The 15,238-nt window shown below is 65.3% G+C and carries 15 protein-coding genes; 3 read left to right on the top strand and 12 right to left on the bottom strand.

From position 1 onward, the window contains the following. Nucleotides 1-110: 110 nt before the first annotated feature. Nucleotides 111-2,411, bottom strand: coding sequence for an ATP-dependent Clp protease ATP-binding subunit ClpA (gene clpA, locus IM543_08375; protein QOY95833.1), 2,301 nt, complete (start codon nucleotides 2,409-2,411; stop codon nucleotides 111-113). Continuing rightward, nucleotides 2,408-2,710, bottom strand: a complete 303-nt coding sequence (clpS, locus tag IM543_08370) for an ATP-dependent Clp protease adapter ClpS (protein ID QOY95832.1) — start codon at nucleotides 2,708-2,710, stop codon at nucleotides 2,408-2,410. The genes clpA and clpS overlap by 4 nt, the downstream gene beginning before the upstream one ends. 318 nt (nucleotides 2,711-3,028) lie before the next feature. On the opposite strand from clpS, the gene IM543_08365 reads away from it, so the two are divergent. Then, on the top strand, nucleotides 3,029-3,232 hold the full coding sequence (locus IM543_08365; protein ID QOY95831.1) for a cold-shock protein: 204 nt from the start codon (nucleotides 3,029-3,031) through the stop codon (nucleotides 3,230-3,232). A gap of 82 nt (nucleotides 3,233-3,314) precedes the next feature. Here IM543_08365 and IM543_08360 read toward each other — a convergent pair whose 3' ends face one another. Both IM543_08360 and icd read right to left on the bottom strand, forming a co-directional pair. Next, nucleotides 3,315-3,611: a hypothetical protein gene (locus tag IM543_08360; protein ID QOY95830.1), complete on the bottom strand. Its 297-nt coding sequence runs from the start codon at nucleotides 3,609-3,611 to the stop codon at nucleotides 3,315-3,317. 77 nt (nucleotides 3,612-3,688) lie between these two features. Continuing rightward, on the bottom strand, nucleotides 3,689-4,942 hold the full coding sequence (gene icd / locus IM543_08355) for an NADP-dependent isocitrate dehydrogenase (GenBank protein ID QOY95829.1): 1,254 nt from the start codon (nucleotides 4,940-4,942) through the stop codon (nucleotides 3,689-3,691). A gap of 180 nt (nucleotides 4,943-5,122) precedes the next feature. On the opposite strand from icd, the gene IM543_08350 reads away from it, so the two are divergent. After that, entirely contained in the window at nucleotides 5,123-5,671 is a 549-nt protein-coding gene (locus IM543_08350; GenBank protein QOY95828.1) for a pseudouridine synthase, read from the top strand. Nucleotides 5,672-5,820: 149 nt separating this feature from the next. Here IM543_08350 and IM543_08345 read toward each other — a convergent pair whose 3' ends face one another. Then, nucleotides 5,821-8,055: an NADP-dependent isocitrate dehydrogenase gene (locus IM543_08345; GenBank protein ID QOY95827.1), complete on the bottom strand. Its 2,235-nt coding sequence runs from the start codon at nucleotides 8,053-8,055 to the stop codon at nucleotides 5,821-5,823. Nucleotides 8,056-8,356: 301 nt separating this feature from the next. Next, nucleotides 8,357-8,623, bottom strand: coding sequence for a 30S ribosomal protein S20 (gene rpsT / locus IM543_08340; GenBank protein ID QOY95826.1), 267 nt, complete (start codon nucleotides 8,621-8,623; stop codon nucleotides 8,357-8,359). A gap of 269 nt (nucleotides 8,624-8,892) precedes the next feature. On the opposite strand from rpsT, the gene murJ reads away from it, so the two are divergent. Then, on the top strand, nucleotides 8,893-10,449 hold the full coding sequence (murJ, locus tag IM543_08335) for a murein biosynthesis integral membrane protein MurJ (GenBank protein ID QOY95825.1): 1,557 nt from the start codon (nucleotides 8,893-8,895) through the stop codon (nucleotides 10,447-10,449). Nucleotides 10,450-10,469: 20 nt separating this feature from the next. Here the strand turns inward: murJ and IM543_08330 are convergent, their stop codons facing one another. The 6 genes from IM543_08330 to IM543_08305 are packed head-to-tail and all read right to left on the bottom strand — an operon-like array spanning nucleotide 10,470 to nucleotide 15,187. Next, nucleotides 10,470-11,201 (bottom strand): type II secretion system protein, encoded by a 732-nt coding sequence (locus tag IM543_08330; GenBank protein QOY95824.1) that lies wholly within the window; start codon nucleotides 11,199-11,201, stop codon nucleotides 10,470-10,472. Further along, entirely contained in the window at nucleotides 11,202-11,621 is a 420-nt protein-coding gene (locus IM543_08325) for a type II secretion system protein (GenBank protein QOY95823.1), read from the bottom strand. It lies immediately after the preceding gene. After that, a complete protein-coding gene (locus tag IM543_08320) occupies nucleotides 11,615-12,085 on the bottom strand; it encodes a type II secretion system protein (GenBank protein ID QOY95822.1) in 471 nt (156 codons plus the stop codon). Before IM543_08320 ends, IM543_08325 begins: the two co-directional genes overlap by 7 nt. Next, nucleotides 12,085-14,064 (bottom strand): general secretion pathway protein GspD, encoded by a 1,980-nt coding sequence (locus tag IM543_08315; GenBank protein QOY95821.1) that lies wholly within the window; start codon nucleotides 14,062-14,064, stop codon nucleotides 12,085-12,087. Before IM543_08315 ends, IM543_08320 begins: the two co-directional genes overlap by 1 nt. Then, nucleotides 14,064-14,615 carry a hypothetical protein gene (locus IM543_08310; protein ID QOY95820.1) on the bottom strand — a complete coding sequence of 184 codons (552 nt, stop codon included), beginning with the start codon at nucleotides 14,613-14,615 and terminating at the stop codon, nucleotides 14,064-14,066. The genes IM543_08315 and IM543_08310 overlap by 1 nt, the downstream gene beginning before the upstream one ends. Then, nucleotides 14,612-15,187 (bottom strand): hypothetical protein, encoded by a 576-nt coding sequence (locus IM543_08305; GenBank protein QOY95819.1) that lies wholly within the window; start codon nucleotides 15,185-15,187, stop codon nucleotides 14,612-14,614. The genes IM543_08310 and IM543_08305 overlap by 4 nt, the downstream gene beginning before the upstream one ends. Nucleotides 15,188-15,238 lie beyond the last annotated feature (51 nt).

Below are 15,238 nucleotides of genomic sequence, written 5' to 3'. Positions count from 1 at the left end.
GGCAAGGTTTACTCAAGCGGCAGAGTTTGCCACACGGGAGGATGCGTGCGATGTGCATACGTGCAAAAAAAAACCGCGCTTGACGCGCGGTTCTGTTGGGCGACCGAGGCTTATTCGATCTCGACCGTTTCGGGCGGCGCCGGCGGCGGCAGGATGTCGCCTTCCGGGAACTCCAGGATGACGTCGTCCTTCTCGTTCAGGTCCACCGTCACGCGGCCGCCGTTGACCAGGCGGCCGAACAGCAGCTCGTCGGCCAGCGCCTTGCGGATCATGTCCTGGATCAGGCGCGACATCGGGCGCGCGCCCATCAGCGGGTCGAAGCCCTTCTTCGAGAGGAACTTGCGCAGCTTCTCGCTGAAGATCGCTTCCACCTTCTTCTCGTGCAGCTGCTCTTCCAGCTGCATCAGGAACTTGTCCACGACGCGCAGGATGATGTCCTCGTCCAGCGCACGGAAGCTGATGATCGCGTCCAGGCGGTTGCGGAACTCCGGCGTGAACATGCGCTTGATGTCGGCCATCTCGTCGCCGGCCGCCTTCGAATCGACGAAGCCCACCGAGCGCTTGGTCAGGCTTTCGGCGCCCGCATTGGTGGTCATGATGATGATCACGTTGCGGAAGTCGGCCTTGCGTCCGTTGTTGTCGGTCAGCGTGCCATGGTCCATCACCTGCAGCAGGATGTTGAAGATGTCCGGATGGGCCTTTTCGATCTCGTCCAGCAGCAGCACCGCGTGCGGCTTCTTGGTGATGGCCTCGGTCAGCAGGCCGCCCTGGTCGAAGCCGACGTAGCCCGGCGGCGCACCGATCAGGCGCGACACCGCGTGGCGCTCCATGTACTCGGACATGTCGAAGCGCACCAGCTCGATGCCCAGGATGAAGGCCAGCTGCTTGGCGACCTCGGTCTTGCCGACCCCGGTCGGACCCGAGAACAGGAAGGAGCCGATCGGCTTGTCGGTCTTGCCCAGGCCGGCGCGCGCCATCTTGATGGCCGAGGCCAGCGCGTCGATGGCGGGATCCTGGCCGAACACCACGTTGCGCAGGTCGCGGTCGATGGTCTGCAGCTTGCTGCGGTCGTCCTGGTTGACGGTCTGCGGCGGAATCCGCGCGATCTTGGCGATGATGTCCTCGATCTCGGTCTTGCCGATGGTCTTCTTCTGCTTCGATTTCGGCAGGATGCGCTGCGCCGCGCCCGCCTCGTCGATCACGTCGATGGCCTTGTCCGGCAGGTGGCGGTCGTTGATGAAGCGCGCCGCCAGCTCGGCCGCGGTCGACAGGGCCGAGGCCGAATATTTCACGCCGTGGTGCTCTTCGAAGCGCGACTTCAGGCCGCGCAGGATCGCCACGGTCTGCTCGACCGAGGGTTCGTTGACGTCGACCTTCTGGAAGCGGCGGGACAGCGCATGGTCTTTCTCGAACACGCCGCGGAATTCCGTGAACGTGGTCGCGCCGATGCACTTCAGTTGGCCGTTGGCCAGGGCCGGCTTGAGCAGGTTCGAGGCATCCAGCGTGCCGCCCGATGCCGAACCGGCGCCGATGATCGTGTGGATCTCGTCGATGAACAGGATGCCGTTCGGGGTGTCCTTGAGCTGCTTGAGCACGGCCTTCAGGCGCTGCTCGAAGTCGCCGCGGTACTTGGTGCCGGCCAGCAGCGCGCCCATGTCGAGCGAGTACACGACGGCGTTCTGCAGGATCTCGGGCACGTCTTCCTGGACGATGCGCCATGCCAGGCCTTCGGCGATGGCGGTCTTGCCGACACCGGCCTCGCCCACCAGCAGCGGATTGTTCTTGCGGCGGCGGCACAGGATCTGGATCACGCGGTCGACTTCGTCCTCGCGGCCGATCAGCGGATCGATCTTGCCGTCGGCGGCCGACTTGTTCAGGTTCTGGGTGAACTGGTCGAGCGGGCTTTCCTTGGCCTGGCCTTCGACCTGCGCTTCTTCCACGCCCTCGGACGCCTTGCTGGTGTCGAGCTGCTGGTCCTTGCGCACGCCGTGCGAGATGAAGTTGACCACGTCGAGACGGGTCACGCCCTGCTGGTGCAGGTAATAGACGGCGTGCGAGTCCTTCTCGCCGAAGATCGCCACCAGCACGTTGGCGCCGGTCACTTCCTTCTTGCCGTTCGAGGCCGACTGCACGTGCATGATCGCACGCTGGATCACGCGCTGGAAACCGAGCGTCGGCTGGGTGTCCACCTCGCCCGTGCCGGGCACGGTCGGGGTGTTATCACCGATAAAATTAGTCAAGGTCTTGCGCAGGTCTTCGATATTGACCGCGCACGCACGCAGGACTTCGGCGGCTGATGGATTGTCGAGCAGGGCCAGCAGCAGGTGCTCCACGGTGATGAACTCGTGGCGGGCCTGGCGGGCTTCGACAAAGGCCATGTGTAGGGATACTTCAAGTTCCTGCGCAATCATACTTCCTCCATCACGCATTGCAGGGGATGCCCTGCCTTACGCGCATGCGTTAAGACAAACTCCACTTTGGTACACGCTATATCTTTGGAAAACACCCCGCAGACGCCCTTGCCATGCTGATGCACGGAAAGCATGATCTGGGTCGCCGTCTCGCGATCCTTGTTGAAGTACTCCTGGATGATCGCGACCACGAATTCCATCGGCGTGTAGTCGTCGTTCAGCAACGCCACCTGGTATAACGGTGGCGGTTTTACGGTCTGCCGCTCCAGCAGCTGTTCGGTGTCATGCTTCGTAGCCATGGGCGTATTCTAATGCTTTCAAAGTCTGTGCCAAGCGTAAACATCAGCTCGTTCTCATGTGCTTTCATGTTACGCGTTTTCCGGTTTATGCGCAGATGGCGATCCAATTGACGAAATCAAGAGCCGCGTTAGCTCTGCTGTGGAAAATTTGGCAACCGGGTCCCAAAACCGCTTGACTTCAGTGATTGTTCCGCCAACAATGCAGTTATTGACATGTACTTATGTACTTGTTGATAAGAAGTGAGCAGGCTGAGGAGGGGGCAAGAAGCTTCTTGCTTTTATGGCTCGTGTGATTAGTTAAAATTTGAAAGTTCTTTTATGGCAACTGGTACTGTTAAGTGGTTCAATGATTCCAAAGGCTTTGGCTTCATCACTCCTGATGACGGCGGCGAGGATCTGTTCGCACACTTCTCCGCAATCAATATGAACGGTTTTAAGACCCTCAAAGAAGGTCAAAAAGTCCAATTCGAAGTCACGCAAGGCCCGAAAGGCAAGCAAGCTTCCAACATCCAGGGCATGTAATCGTTCCCCTCCCGGAAGCAAGGAACCCCGCCATGGCGGGGTTTTTTTTCGTCCTGCCGGCCCTGCCCTCGCCGTCCGGCTTTCAGTACGCGCCGCCCTGGGTACGAGCATAAGCCAGTTCGGCCTCGAAGTCGCGGGTGTCCTGCAACAGTGCGGCGATGCGCGCGTCGCCGACCGAATCGCCACGCTCGAGCCGGGCGTCTTCCTGCCAGTCGGCCAGCACCGCATCGAAACGCCGGGCCAGCGCCGCGCCGCGTTCGCACAAGCTCGCCGGCACCGCGCCTTCTCCGGCCAGGGCGCGCAGTTTCTCGGGATTGGCAATGCGGTGAAAGCCGTAGATGAAACCGGCGATCCGCTCGAAGTCCGCCTGGTATGCCATCGCTGCTCCTCGTAAAACAGCCCCGGCGCTGTCCAGCGCGGGGGCTGTTACTCTCATCCAGACGGGAAACAGGGCGTTTACATCTGCTCGATCATCACTTCGCCGAAGCTCGAACACGACACCTGGGTCGCCCCTTCCATCAGGCGCGCGAAGTCGTAAGTGACCTTTTTCGAGGTAATCGCGCGTTCCATCGCGCTGATGATCAGATCGGCCGCTTCGACCCACCCCATATGGCGGAGCATCATCTCTGCCGAAAGAATGAGCGAACCCGGATTCACGTAATCCTTGCCGGCGTATTTCGGCGCGGTGCCGTGGGTCGCTTCGAACATCGCCACCGAATCCGACATATTGGCGCCCGGTGCGATGCCGATGCCGCCCACCTGGGCCGCCAGCGCATCCGAGATATAGTCGCCGTTCAGGTTCAGGGTGGCGATCACGCTGTATTCGGCCGGGCGCAGCAGGATCTGCTGCAGGAAGGCGTCGGCGATCGAATCCTTGACGGTGATCTCGCGGCCGGTCCTGGGATTCCTGAACTTGCACCACGGGCCGCCGTCGATCGGCGCGGCGCCGAATTCCTTCTGCGCCAGCGCATAGCCCCAGTCGCGGAAACCGCCCTCGGTGTACTTCATGATGTTGCCTTTGTGAACCAGGGTCACCGAAGGCTTGTCGTTGTCGATCGCGTACTGGATCGCCTTGCGCACCAGGCGCTCGGTGCCTTCGCGCGAGACCGGCTTGATGCCCAGGCCCGAGGTCTCCGGGAAGCGGATCTTCTTGACGCCCATTTCTTCGGTCAGGAAGCTGATGACCTTCTTGACCTCGGCCGAGCCTTCGGCCCATTCGATGCCGGCATAGATGTCTTCGGAGTTCTCGCGGAAGATCACCATGTCGGTCTTCTCCGGCTGCTTCAGCGGCGACGGCACGCCGGCGAAGTAGCGCACCGGGCGCAGGCAGACGTACAGGTCGAGTTCCTGGCGCAGCGCCACGTTGAGCGAGCGGATGCCGCCGCCCACCGGGGTCGTCAGCGGGCCCTTGATCGACACCACATAGTCGCGCACCACGTCCAGGGTTTCCGCCGGCAGCCACACGTCGGGGCCGTAGACACTGGTCGACTTTTCGCCGGCATAGATTTCCATCCAGCTGATCTTGCGGCTGCCGCCGTAGGCCTTGGCCACGGCCGCATCCACGACCTTGAGCATGACCGGGGTGATGTCGATGCCGGTGCCGTCACCCTCGATGTACGGAATGACCGGATGGTCCGGCACATTCAGCGAGAAGTCGGCGTTGACGGTGATTTTCTGGCCGTCGGCCGGCACCTTGATATGTTGGTACATCGTGATCTCCCATGTGGTCGCTTGGCAGGCCGCTGCTCCCGGCCGGCATGGCCTGCATTTCATCTACAATGCGGAATATGGCGGCAAGTCTTGTACAAGACAGCTTCCCAGCATCTTGCATTATGCACCAGTATTTTCCGAGGCGCTACGCAACGCCTTTTATGTACCCATTCGCCTTCCATGCCTCTGATCCTCTTCAATAAACCCTTCCAGGTGCTCTGCCAATTCTCGGCGCAGGACGGCCGCGCGACCCTGGCCGACTACCTGGACATCCCCAATATCTACCCTGCCGGGCGGCTCGATGCCGACAGCGAAGGCCTGATGCTGCTGACCGACGACGGCAAGCTGCAGCACAAGATCGCGCACCCTGACCACAAGGAAGCCAAGACCTACCTGGTGCAGGTGGACGGCGAGGCGGATGGCGCGCAGCTTGCGCGCCTGCAGGCGCCGCTCGACCTGGGCGACTTCGTGACCAGGCCGTGCAAGGCGGTGCGCATTGCCGAGCCCGGGTGGCTGTGGCCGCGCAACCCGCCGATCCGCACGCGCCAGGACAAGCCGACCAGCTGGATCGCGATCACGCTGGAAGAAGGCAAGAACCGCCAGGTGCGGCGGATGACGGCGGCGGTCGGCTTGCCGACCCTGCGCCTGGTGCGCTCGAGCATCGGGCCGTTTTCGCTGGCGACGCATCCCCTGATGCCGGGCGAATTCGCCGAAGTCCAGTATACGTAGGGTGGGCGGGTCTCCCGCCCGCGCGTTCAACTCATGGATGCGTTGTGGCGACGCGTATTACGGCTGGACGCGCGGTCGGCACAGCCGACCACCCTAAAAAAAAAACGCCGACCCTCGGGTCGGCGTTTTCATTCACAGCGAAAGCTAAATCAAGCCGCGAACGACTCCAGCGCCGCGTTGAAGGTCGCGCTCGGACGCATCACCGCCTTCACCTTGGCTTCGTCGGCCTTGTAGTAGCCGCCGATGTCGGCCGGCTTGCCCTGCACTTCCAGCATTTCTTGAACGATCTTCTGTTCGTTCTGTGCCAGCTGCTCCGCCAGCGGCGCGAACCTGGCCGCCAGTTCGGCGTCCTCGGTCTGCGCGGCCAGTTCCTGGGCCCAGTACATCGACAGGTAGAACTGGCTGCCGCGGTTGTCGAGTTCACCGGTCTTCGGCGACGGACCCTTGCGGTTGTCCAGCAGGCGGCCGGTGGCGGTGTCGAGGGTCTTGGCCAGCACCTTGGCTTTGCCGTTGCCGGTCTTCAGGCCCAGGTCTTCCAGCGACACGGCCAGGGCCAGGAACTCGCCCAGCGAATCCCAGCGCAGGTGGTTTTCTTCGGTGAGCTGCTGCACGTGCTTCGGCGCCGAACCGCCGGCGCCGGTTTCGTACATGCCGCCGCCGGCCATCAGCGGAACAATCGACAGCATCTTGGCGCTGGTGCCCAGTTCCAGGATCGGGAACAGGTCGGTCAGGTAGTCGCGCAGGATGTTGCCGGTCACCGAGATGGTGTCCAGGCCACGCTTGACGCGCTCCAGGGTGTAGCGCATCGCGCGCACCTGCGACATGATCTGGATGTCCAGGCCGGTGGTGTCGTGATCCTTCAGGTAGGTCTTGACCTTCTTGATCAGTTCATTCTCGTGCGGACGGTACGGGTCGAGCCAGAACACGGCCGGCATGCCCGAGTTGCGCGCGCGGGTGACCGCCAGCTTGACCCAGTCGCGGATCGGGGCGTCCTTCACCTGGCACATGCGCCAGATATCGCCCTGCTCGACGTTCTGGCTCATCAGCACTTCGCCGGTGGCGAGGTCGGTGATGTTGGCCACGCCGTCTTCCTGGATCTCGAAGGTCTTGTCGTGCGAGCCGTATTCTTCGGCCTGCTGGGCCATCAGGCCGACGTTCGGGACGGTGCCCATGGTCTTCGGATCGAAGGCGCCGTGCCATTTGCAGAAGTTGATGACTTCCTGGTAGATACGGGCGAAGGTCGATTCCGGAATGACCGCCTTGACTTCCTTCAGGCGGCCGTCGGCGCCGTACATCTTGCCGCCGGCGCGGATCATCGCCGGCATCGATGCGTCGACGATCACGTCGTTCGGCGAGTGGAAGTTGGTGATGCCCTTGGCCGAGTCGACCATGGCCAGCGCCGGACGGTGCTCCTGGCAGGCGTGCAGGTCGCGCTCGACCTCTTCGCGCTGCGAGGCCGGCAGGTCGGCGATCTTGTTGTACAGGTCGGCCATGCCGTTGTTGACGTTGATGCCGAGGCTGTCGAACAGGGCGCCGTGCTTTTCGAACGCGTCCTTGTAGAACATGCGCACGCAGTGGCCGAACACGATCGGGTGCGACACCTTCATCATGGTCGCCTTGACGTGCAGCGAGAACAGCACGCCGGTGTCCTTGGCGTCCTCGATCTGCTTCTCGTAGAAGTCCAGCAGGGCCTTGCGGCTCATGAACATCGAATCGATGACTTCGCCGGCCTGCAGCGCGACCTTCGGCTTCAGGACGATGGTCTGGCCCGACTTGGTGACCAGCTCCATCTTGACTTCGCGGGCGGCATCCAGGGTCATCGACTTTTCGCCGTGGTAGAAGTCGCCGTGGGTCATGTGCGACACGTGGGTGCGCGATGCCTGCGACCACTCGCCCATCGAGTGCGGGTTCTTGCGGGCGTATTCCTTGACCGCCTTCGGCGCGCGGCGGTCGGAGTTACCCTCGCGCAGGACCGGGTTCACGGACGAGCCGATGCACTTGCCGTAGCGGGCCTTGATGGCCTTTTCCTCGTCGGTCTTCGGGTCGGCCGGGTAGTCCGGCAGATTGTAGCCCTTGCCCTGCAGTTCCTTGATCGCGGCGACCAGCTGGCCCACCGAGGCCGAGATGTTCGGCAGCTTGATGATGTTCGCGTCCGGCTCCAGGGTCTTCTTGCCCAGCTCGCTCAGGGCGTCCGGCACACGCTGCTCAGGCGTCAGGTTTTCCGGGAACTGGGCCAGGATACGGGCGGCGACCGAGATGTCGCTCTGCTCGACCTTGATGCCGGCCGGCTTGGTGAAGGTGCTGACGACTGGCAGGAAGGCGTGGGTCGCCAGCAGCGGTGCCTCGTCGGTCAGGGTGTAGATGATGGTCGGATCACTGCTCATACGCTTTTTCCTCGATGCTCGCGCGATCGGCGCGATGTCAAAAAACAGGTGGTAACGCTCGGGTCTGCAACTGCAAGACTTGCTGAAGTCTTCTATAAGACATAAGACGGCGTTTCACATTATGCACCAGTATTTTACTGTGCGCCACGGTTTTAGAATATGGCGCCTCCGCCGGCAGGGCCGGCGCGAAGCAGGCTGGAGCGTGCGCAAGGAGCGAAAAAACCCGCCGGGACCGAAGTCGGGCGGGTCTTTCTCTGCACAGAACTGCCTGCGCGGCCCAGGGGCCGCACGCACCTCGCTATTAAGCGGACAGTGCCTTCAGGGCAGCGGCCAGACGGCTCTTGTGGCGGGCTGCTTTGTTCTTGTGGATGATCTTCTTGTCAGCGATGCTGTCGATGGTCGACACGGACTGCTGGAAGATGGTGGTCGCAGCGGCCTTGTCGCCAGCCTGGATGGCCTTGCGAACTGCCTTGATTGCGGTACGCAGGGTCGAACGCTGTGCCGAGTTGTGCGCGTTTTGCTTAACTGCTTGACGAGCGCGTTTGCGCGCTTGTGCGGTATTTGCCATGAAATTTCCTAAATCGGGGTCAAGTTGCGTTTGCAAACATTAGCGAGTGAAACCGGCGCTCCTCATTGGTGTACGACGGGTGCCTGCCCAACGATTAGTGTCTGCTAACAGAATTCAGTACAGCCCACGATTATAGCGAAGGAAACCGATCAGGGCAATTCATAAATGCATAATTGTCGTCCCAATCTCATAGGCTGGACGAATAATTCTCGCGTTTGCCCAGCGTGTGCCGGTCCTGTGCGGGTGTTGCCCAAGTATAATCGCCCGCCATGAACCTGCTCCGTACCCTCGCCGCAATTTCCAGCATGACCATGGTGTCCCGCGTGACCGGTCTGCTGCGCGACAGCCTGTTTGCCGCCACCTTCGGCGCCTCGAATTTCACCGATGCCTTCAACATCGCCTTCCGCCTGCCCAACCTGCTGCGGCGGCTGTTCGCGGAGGGTGCGTTCTCGCAAGCCTTCGTCCCGATCCTGACCGAATACAAGACCAAGCATGGCCAGGCCGCCACCAAGACCCTGGTCGACCACGTGGCCACCGTCCTGATCTGGGCCACCGTGCTCACCAGCATCGTCGGCATCCTCGCCGCGCCGCTGCTGATCTACCTGATCGGCGGTGGCCTGCAGCGCGAGCTGGCGGCCTTCGACGCGGCGGTGGTCATGACGCGCATGATGTTCCCCTACATCGCCTGCATGGCCTTCGTGGCCCTGGCCAGCGGCGTGCTCAATACCTGGCGCCAGTTCAAGATTCCGGCCTTCACCCCGGTGCTGCTGAACATCTCCTTCATCGTGTCGGCACTGGTGCTGGCCGACTGGTTCGAGCAGCCGATCTACGCGATGGCGGTGGGCGTCTGCGTCGGCGGCCTGGCCCAGGTGGCGGTCCAGATTCCTTCGCTGGTCAAGCTCGGCATGCTGCCGCGCATCGCGCTCAATCCGATGACCGGGCTGCGCGACAGCGGCGTGCGCCGCATGCTGGGCAAGATGGGGCCGGCCGTGTTCGCGGTGTCGGCGGCGCAGATCAGCCTCCTGATCAACACCACCATCGCCGCCAGCCTGGCAGCCGGCGCGGTGACGGCCCTGCAGTACGCCGACCGCCTGATGGAATTCCCCACCGCCCTGCTCGGCGTGGCGCTGGGCACCATCCTGCTGCCCAGCCTCGCCAAGGCCAATACCGAAGGCGATACCCAGGAATACTCCTCGCTGCTGGACTGGGGCCTGCGCCTGACCTTCCTGCTGGCGCTGCCCTCCTCGGTCGGCATGGCGACGCTGGCGGTGCCGATGATCGCCACCCTGTTCCACTATGGCGTGTTCGATGCCGCCGACGTGCGGGCCTCCTCGCTGCCGCTGATGGCCTACAGCGCCGGCCTGCTCGGCTTCATCCTGGTCAAGACCCTGGCGCCGGCCTTCTACGCGCGCCAGGAAGTGCGCACGCCGGTGAAGATCGCGCTCGGCGTGCTGGTCGTGACCCAGCTGCTCAACCTGGTGTTCGTATGGCGGCTGGGCTTCGGCGTGGCCGGCCTGGCGCTGTCGATCGGCCTGGGCGCCTGCATCAACGCCGCTTTTCTCTACAGCGGGCTGCGCCGCCGCGGAATCTACGTGCCGCAACCGGGATGGGGCAAGTTCTTCTTCAAGCTGCTGGTGGCGGTGAGCGTGATGGGCGCGGTGTCGTGGTTCGGCCAGCTGCAATTCGACTGGATCGCGCTGCGCGCCACCCCGCTGCTGCGCGCGGGCGCGCTGGCGGCGATCATCGGCGTCGCCGCCCTCGCCTATTTCGCGGTGCTGATGCTGCTGGGCTTCCGTCCGCGCGACTTCAAGCGCCGCGCCAAGTAGGCGACCCGCCCCGGACCACCCTAGCTCCCCGAATCCTGTGACTGGATCGCAGGCTCGTCAGCTTGCTCCTCTTCCGGCTCGGGCGGCGGCTCGTCCGCCGGCACTGCGTCCTTCGGCGGATCGGGTTCCGGCTCCGGCTGCAACTCCGGCTGCAACTCCGGCTGCGGCGGCTCGCGCACGGGCGCTTGCGGCGGTGGCGGTGGCGTGAGCGTTCCCGGCAGGGGCGGCGGGATGCCAGGCGGACGGGCGCCGGGCGCGAGGGGCGCCGCCACACCCTGCTGGTCCGCCATGAACGTCCAGTCCGAGATATGCTCGCGCCTGTCGAAGCCGGGGAAGCGCCTGTCGAAATTCCCCTGCTTGAGCGGCGCCGCCTGCGACAGGCTGTGCACACCCAGGATGCGCCCGCCCGCGCCGGCCCGCACCAGCCCCCATTCGGCCTTGCCGCCGACCGGATCGACGAAGATCTTGCGCAGGTGCCGGCGCGGGCTCGGGAAGCGCGTGTCGCGCAACAGCTCCTCCAGGCTCATCGGCTGCGGCGGCCGGCCGCGCGGGGTCGCATCCGCATAGCTCTTCAGCGCTGCGCTGAACTGCGCGCCGATCTCCAGCAGCTCCTGTTCCGCGTGGGCGCGCTGCAGCAGCGCGCCGATCTTCAGCGTGGCGGCGCCCACCAGGCCGACGATGAACACGAAGATGATCAGCCCAAGATAGGTGAACCCGGCCTGCTGCCGGCGTGGACAGGCGCCGGCGCGCATCTACCACTCCCCGTAGGGCTTGCCCTTGCGGCCATTGCCCGGGGCGCCGCTCTTCACGTTGCCGAGCTCGCCCTGCTCTCCTTCCGGCGGCGGCTCCACGATCCAGGTCTCGCGGCTTTCGGTGATCGGGTCCATCGGCAGCTCGCGCAGGTACTTCTTTTCGACCAGCTGCTCGAGCGAATCCGGATAGCGCCCGGTGTCGGCGCGGAACTGGTCGATCACGGCCCGCGTATTGCGCAGGTTCTCCGCGAGGATGGTCTCGCGGGTCGAGTCGATGCTCGGGAAGAAGCGCGGCACCGCGAGCGTGAGCAGCAGGGCCACGATGCCCAGCACCACCAGCAGTTCGATCAGGGTGAAGGCGCGCGGGTGCAAGGGGAAATGCGGGCGGGAATGCGGGCGGCTGGGCATCGTGCTCACCATTTGTTGTAGGGGATGCCGTTCAGGCCGGGCCTCTCGGACATCGAGTAGACGTCGTAGACGTCCTCCCCTTCTTTCGGCTCGTCCGGCTCGCTGGCGTAGCTGCGCTTGCCCCAGGTGTCGGCGTCCGCGCTCTCCGGGTCGGCATGGAAAGGGTCGCGCGGCAGGCGCCGCATGAAGTAGATCCGGGCCTGCTTCGGGCTGCGCAGGTCGCGTACCCCCTCGACCAGGACCGCCAGGCGCGGCGGATAGCCCGAGCTGCCGGCGGCCTTGGCCACGCGGCCTTCGTCGCTGGCCTTCTTGTAGGCGTCGATGCCGGCACGGATCTCGCGCAAGGCGCGCCGCAGTTCCACCTCGTCGCGGCGCTGCGCCGTGACCTGGGCCGCCGGCAGCGCCAGCGTACCCAGCAGGGCCAGGATCGCCAGCGTCACCAGCAGCTCGATGAGCGTGAAGCCGCGTTTGGCCATCAGCGCTGTGTTGCCTGGGCGGGCGGCGGCGGCACCGGCACGACCTGGATGTTCGGCGCGGGCGCCGACGGCGGCGGACCGGATTGCGGCGAACCGCCCTGCGGCGTCACCGGCAGTTGGGACGGCGGCACCGACACCGGCGCCGCCGGGGCGCCTGCGGGTCGCGCCGCGGCGGCCGCATTGGCATTCACCGGCAACTGCACCGGCGCGCGCGCGGTGTTGTCCGGACGGCGGCGGAAGCTGGCCTCGGTGCCGGCGCCGAACTCGGAGGCGGCCGCCGGCGGGCGCTGCACGGTACGCACCAGGTGCGGCGTGATCGACAGCACGATCTCGGTGCGGTCGTTCGAGTCGCGCGTGCTGCCGAACAGGCGGCCGATGATCGGCAGCTCGCCGATGCCCGGCACCTTGCTGGCCCCGGACCGGTCTTCGTTGCTGATCAGGCCCGCCAGCACCTGGTTCTCGCCGTCCTTGAGCTGCAGGAAGGTGGTGGCCGAACGGGTGCCGATGCGGTAGGCGACGGTGCCGGATCGGGTGGTCACCGACTCGCCCAGCGAACTCACCTCGAGCGAGATGCGGATGCCGACCTCGTTGTTCAGGTAGATGGTCGGCTCGACGTTCAGGGTCAGGCCCACGTCCACGTAGTTGACCGATTCGGACGCGAAGCCGCCCACCCCCGACGAGATCGTGGTCGAGATGTTCGGGATCTTGTCGCCGATCACGACCTTGGCCTTCTCCTTGTTGCGCACCCGGATGCGCGGATTGGCCAGGGTGTTCGAATCGCCGTCGGTCTTGTTGGCATTGACCGTGGCCGTCAGCTCGCTCAGGGTGCCGACGTTGCGGCTGTTCAGGCCGCGCAGCTCGTCGATGGTGACCGGCACGCCGTCCAGCGTGGCCAGCGGCGAGAACGACACCGCGCCCGGCCAGCGGATGCCGAGGTCGGTGACGCGGCTGCGCTTGATCTCGAGCACCTCGACCTCGAGCATGACTTCCGGTTCGGGCACGTCCTGCAGCGCCACCAGCCGGGTGGCCACGCGCACCGCCTCCGGGCTGTCGCGCAGGATCACCAGGTTGAGCTTTTCGTCCACCACCACGTCGCGCGCCTTGAGGATGGTCTTGAAGGTGTTGGCGATGTTCTTGGCCTCGGCATTGGCCAGGAAGAAGGTCTTGACCGTCATCTCCTGGTATTCCTTCAGCTTGGCCGCCACGTTCGGATAGATCAGGACGGTGTTGCCGTCCATGACCTGGCGTTCGAGCCCGTTGGTCATCAACAGGTAGTAGACCGCTGCCTCGACCGTGCTGTTCTTCAGGAAGATCGAGCTGCGCTGGTCAGTCTTGACGTCCTTGTCGAACACGAAGTTCAGGCCCGAATGGCGCGAGATGATCTCGAACACCTGCCTGAGCGGCGCGTCGCGGAACTCCAGGCTGATCGGCTTGCGGAAAGCCGCGGCCAGGGCCGCTTCGCCGCCAGGGCTGGCGGCCGCCTTCTCGTCGACCTCGAGCATCAGGAGGCGCGCCGGCTCGTGGCCCGGGCGCTCGGTCAGGATCGCGCCCAGCTTCTCGCGTGCGGTATCGAAGTCGCCCTTTTCGACGGCGGCGCGGGCCGCGTCCAGCATGCCGGCATGGCGGCGGTCGGCCTCGACCTGGCGCAGGCCGCTGCGGGCGCGCTCGTTGGCCGGGTCGAAGGCCAGCACCCGGCGGTAGTCCTGCAGCGCCCGTTCCGCCTGGCCGTCGGCGAACGCGGCCTCGGCCTGCCTGAGCAGGCGGTCGGCCGCGCTGTCGCGCGCGCGCAGGTAGGCCGCGCGGTATGCGGGATTGCGCGGGTCGGCGCTCACCGCTTCCTGGTATTTCACCAGGCCGGCCGCGACCTGGTCCCGCGCCACCAGCGCATTGCCTTCCTGGTAGGCGCGCTGCCCGGCGCAGCCGGCGAGCAGCAGCACCCCGAGACCGGCAGCCAGCATGCATGTGCGGATACGAACCATCAGTCGAATACTCCAATATTGAGCTGCTGAACCTGGTTCAGCGGCAGGTAGGTCAGGGTCAGCACCGGCGGCTTGATCGCATCGACACGGTAGGCGCCGTCGATGACGGTGTTCTCGCGCACCAGGTGGGTGCGGTCGCCGCGCGCCAGGTAGATTTCCCAGACGCCGTCCTGCAGCGACTTGCCGATGAAGGTGAACGGCAGCGGCGGTGCGCTGGGCGGCGGCGGCGGCGGGGCCGGCGGCGGCGCTGGCGGCGGCGGGGTCCAGTCCTGGCGCGCGAACACGCCGTCTTCGCCGCCATGCCCGCCCGCGTTGAAGCGCTCGCCCCTGTCGCCGATCAGGACCTCGCGATCGAGCTGGCGCAGGATGACCGGGGCCTTGTCTTGTTCGTTTCCGGCGGCCGCGGCGGCGCGCGCAGGCGCCTGCGCCGCCAACGCCTGCGCGCGCTCGACCGGTTCGGCCACGGCATCCTCCGGCGTCCTGTCGCCGAAGATCGCCAGGCCCGCGGCTGCCGCCAGGGCGACGCCCATGGCAAGATGGCGCGGCTTCATCGCGGCACTCCCGGCATGGGCGCCAGGTACAAGGTCAGGCGCAGGCGCGCCTCGACCGTCTCGCTGCCGATCGCATCGCGCCGGAACGCGACGTCGTCGAGCGCGGCATGCGGCAGCGCGCGCAGCGCGTCGAAGGCGAACTGCCAGATCGCCCCATAGCGGCCGGTCACCGGCAGCGTGATCTGGTAGGTGAGAAAACGCCCGGCGCGGTCCTGGGCGCTGCGGTATTCGCCCTGGCGGAGCAGCAGGCCGTTCTTCGCGGCCAGCGCGAACAGGGTCTTGAGCTGGCGGTCGACCTTGCCGCGTTCGCCCAGCGAGGCATAGAAATGCGCCAGGTTCTGGTCGGCGCTCGGCGGCGGCGCCGGCAGCGCGGACGGCAAGGGCGTCGGCGCCGCCGCCTGGCGCCGCGCCGCCGCGTATTCCTCGTCGAGGTCGACCAGCGCCTGCACCATCAGGAGCACCGCCACCACCAGGGCCAGCGCCAGCGCCAGCGCGCCGGCCAGCACCGGATTCATGCGGCGCAGCGCCAACTGCACCCGCAGCCACGGCGTCGACAGGGGCATGTCCTTCATCGGCCGTCCTCCGCTGCCGACTCGGCCGATGCGCCCGATGCGCCCGACTCG

The sequence above is a fragment of the Massilia sp. UMI-21 genome (genome assembly GCA_015277795.1).
Classification (GTDB): domain Bacteria; phylum Pseudomonadota; class Gammaproteobacteria; order Burkholderiales; family Burkholderiaceae_D; genus Telluria.
This window is presented reverse-complemented; position numbering and strand designations above follow the sequence as displayed.

Bases quoted from the DNA above. Each gene is read 5' to 3' on its own strand.
- IM543_08330 (QOY95824.1), bottom strand. From the start codon at position 11,201: ATGCGCGCCGGCGCCTGTCCACGCCGGCAGCAGGCCGGGTTCACCTAT.
- IM543_08315 (QOY95821.1), bottom strand. From the start codon at position 14,064: ATGGTTCGTATCCGCACATGCATGCTGGCTGCCGGTCTCGGGGTGCTG.
- IM543_08320 (QOY95822.1), bottom strand. From the start codon at position 12,085: ATGGCCAAACGCGGCTTCACGCTCATCGAGCTGCTGGTGACGCTGGCG.
- rpsT (QOY95826.1), bottom strand. From the start codon at position 8,623: ATGGCAAATACCGCACAAGCGCGCAAACGCGCTCGTCAAGCAGTTAAG.
- clpA (QOY95833.1), bottom strand. From the start codon at position 2,411: ATGATTGCGCAGGAACTTGAAGTATCCCTACACATGGCCTTTGTCGAA.
- IM543_08310 (QOY95820.1), bottom strand. From the start codon at position 14,615: ATGAAGCCGCGCCATCTTGCCATGGGCGTCGCCCTGGCGGCAGCCGCG.
- IM543_08325 (QOY95823.1), bottom strand. From the start codon at position 11,621: ATGGTGAGCACGATGCCCAGCCGCCCGCATTCCCGCCCGCATTTCCCC.
- IM543_08360 (QOY95830.1), bottom strand. From the start codon at position 3,611: ATGGCATACCAGGCGGACTTCGAGCGGATCGCCGGTTTCATCTACGGC.
- icd (QOY95829.1), bottom strand. From the start codon at position 4,942: ATGTACCAACATATCAAGGTGCCGGCCGACGGCCAGAAAATCACCGTC.
- IM543_08345 (QOY95827.1), bottom strand. From the start codon at position 8,055: ATGAGCAGTGATCCGACCATCATCTACACCCTGACCGACGAGGCACCG.
- clpS (QOY95832.1), bottom strand. From the start codon at position 2,710: ATGGCTACGAAGCATGACACCGAACAGCTGCTGGAGCGGCAGACCGTA.
- IM543_08365 (QOY95831.1), top strand. From the start codon at position 3,029: ATGGCAACTGGTACTGTTAAGTGGTTCAATGATTCCAAAGGCTTTGGC.
- IM543_08350 (QOY95828.1), top strand. From the start codon at position 5,123: ATGCCTCTGATCCTCTTCAATAAACCCTTCCAGGTGCTCTGCCAATTC.
- IM543_08305 (QOY95819.1), bottom strand. From the start codon at position 15,187: ATGAAGGACATGCCCCTGTCGACGCCGTGGCTGCGGGTGCAGTTGGCG.
- murJ (QOY95825.1), top strand. From the start codon at position 8,893: ATGAACCTGCTCCGTACCCTCGCCGCAATTTCCAGCATGACCATGGTG.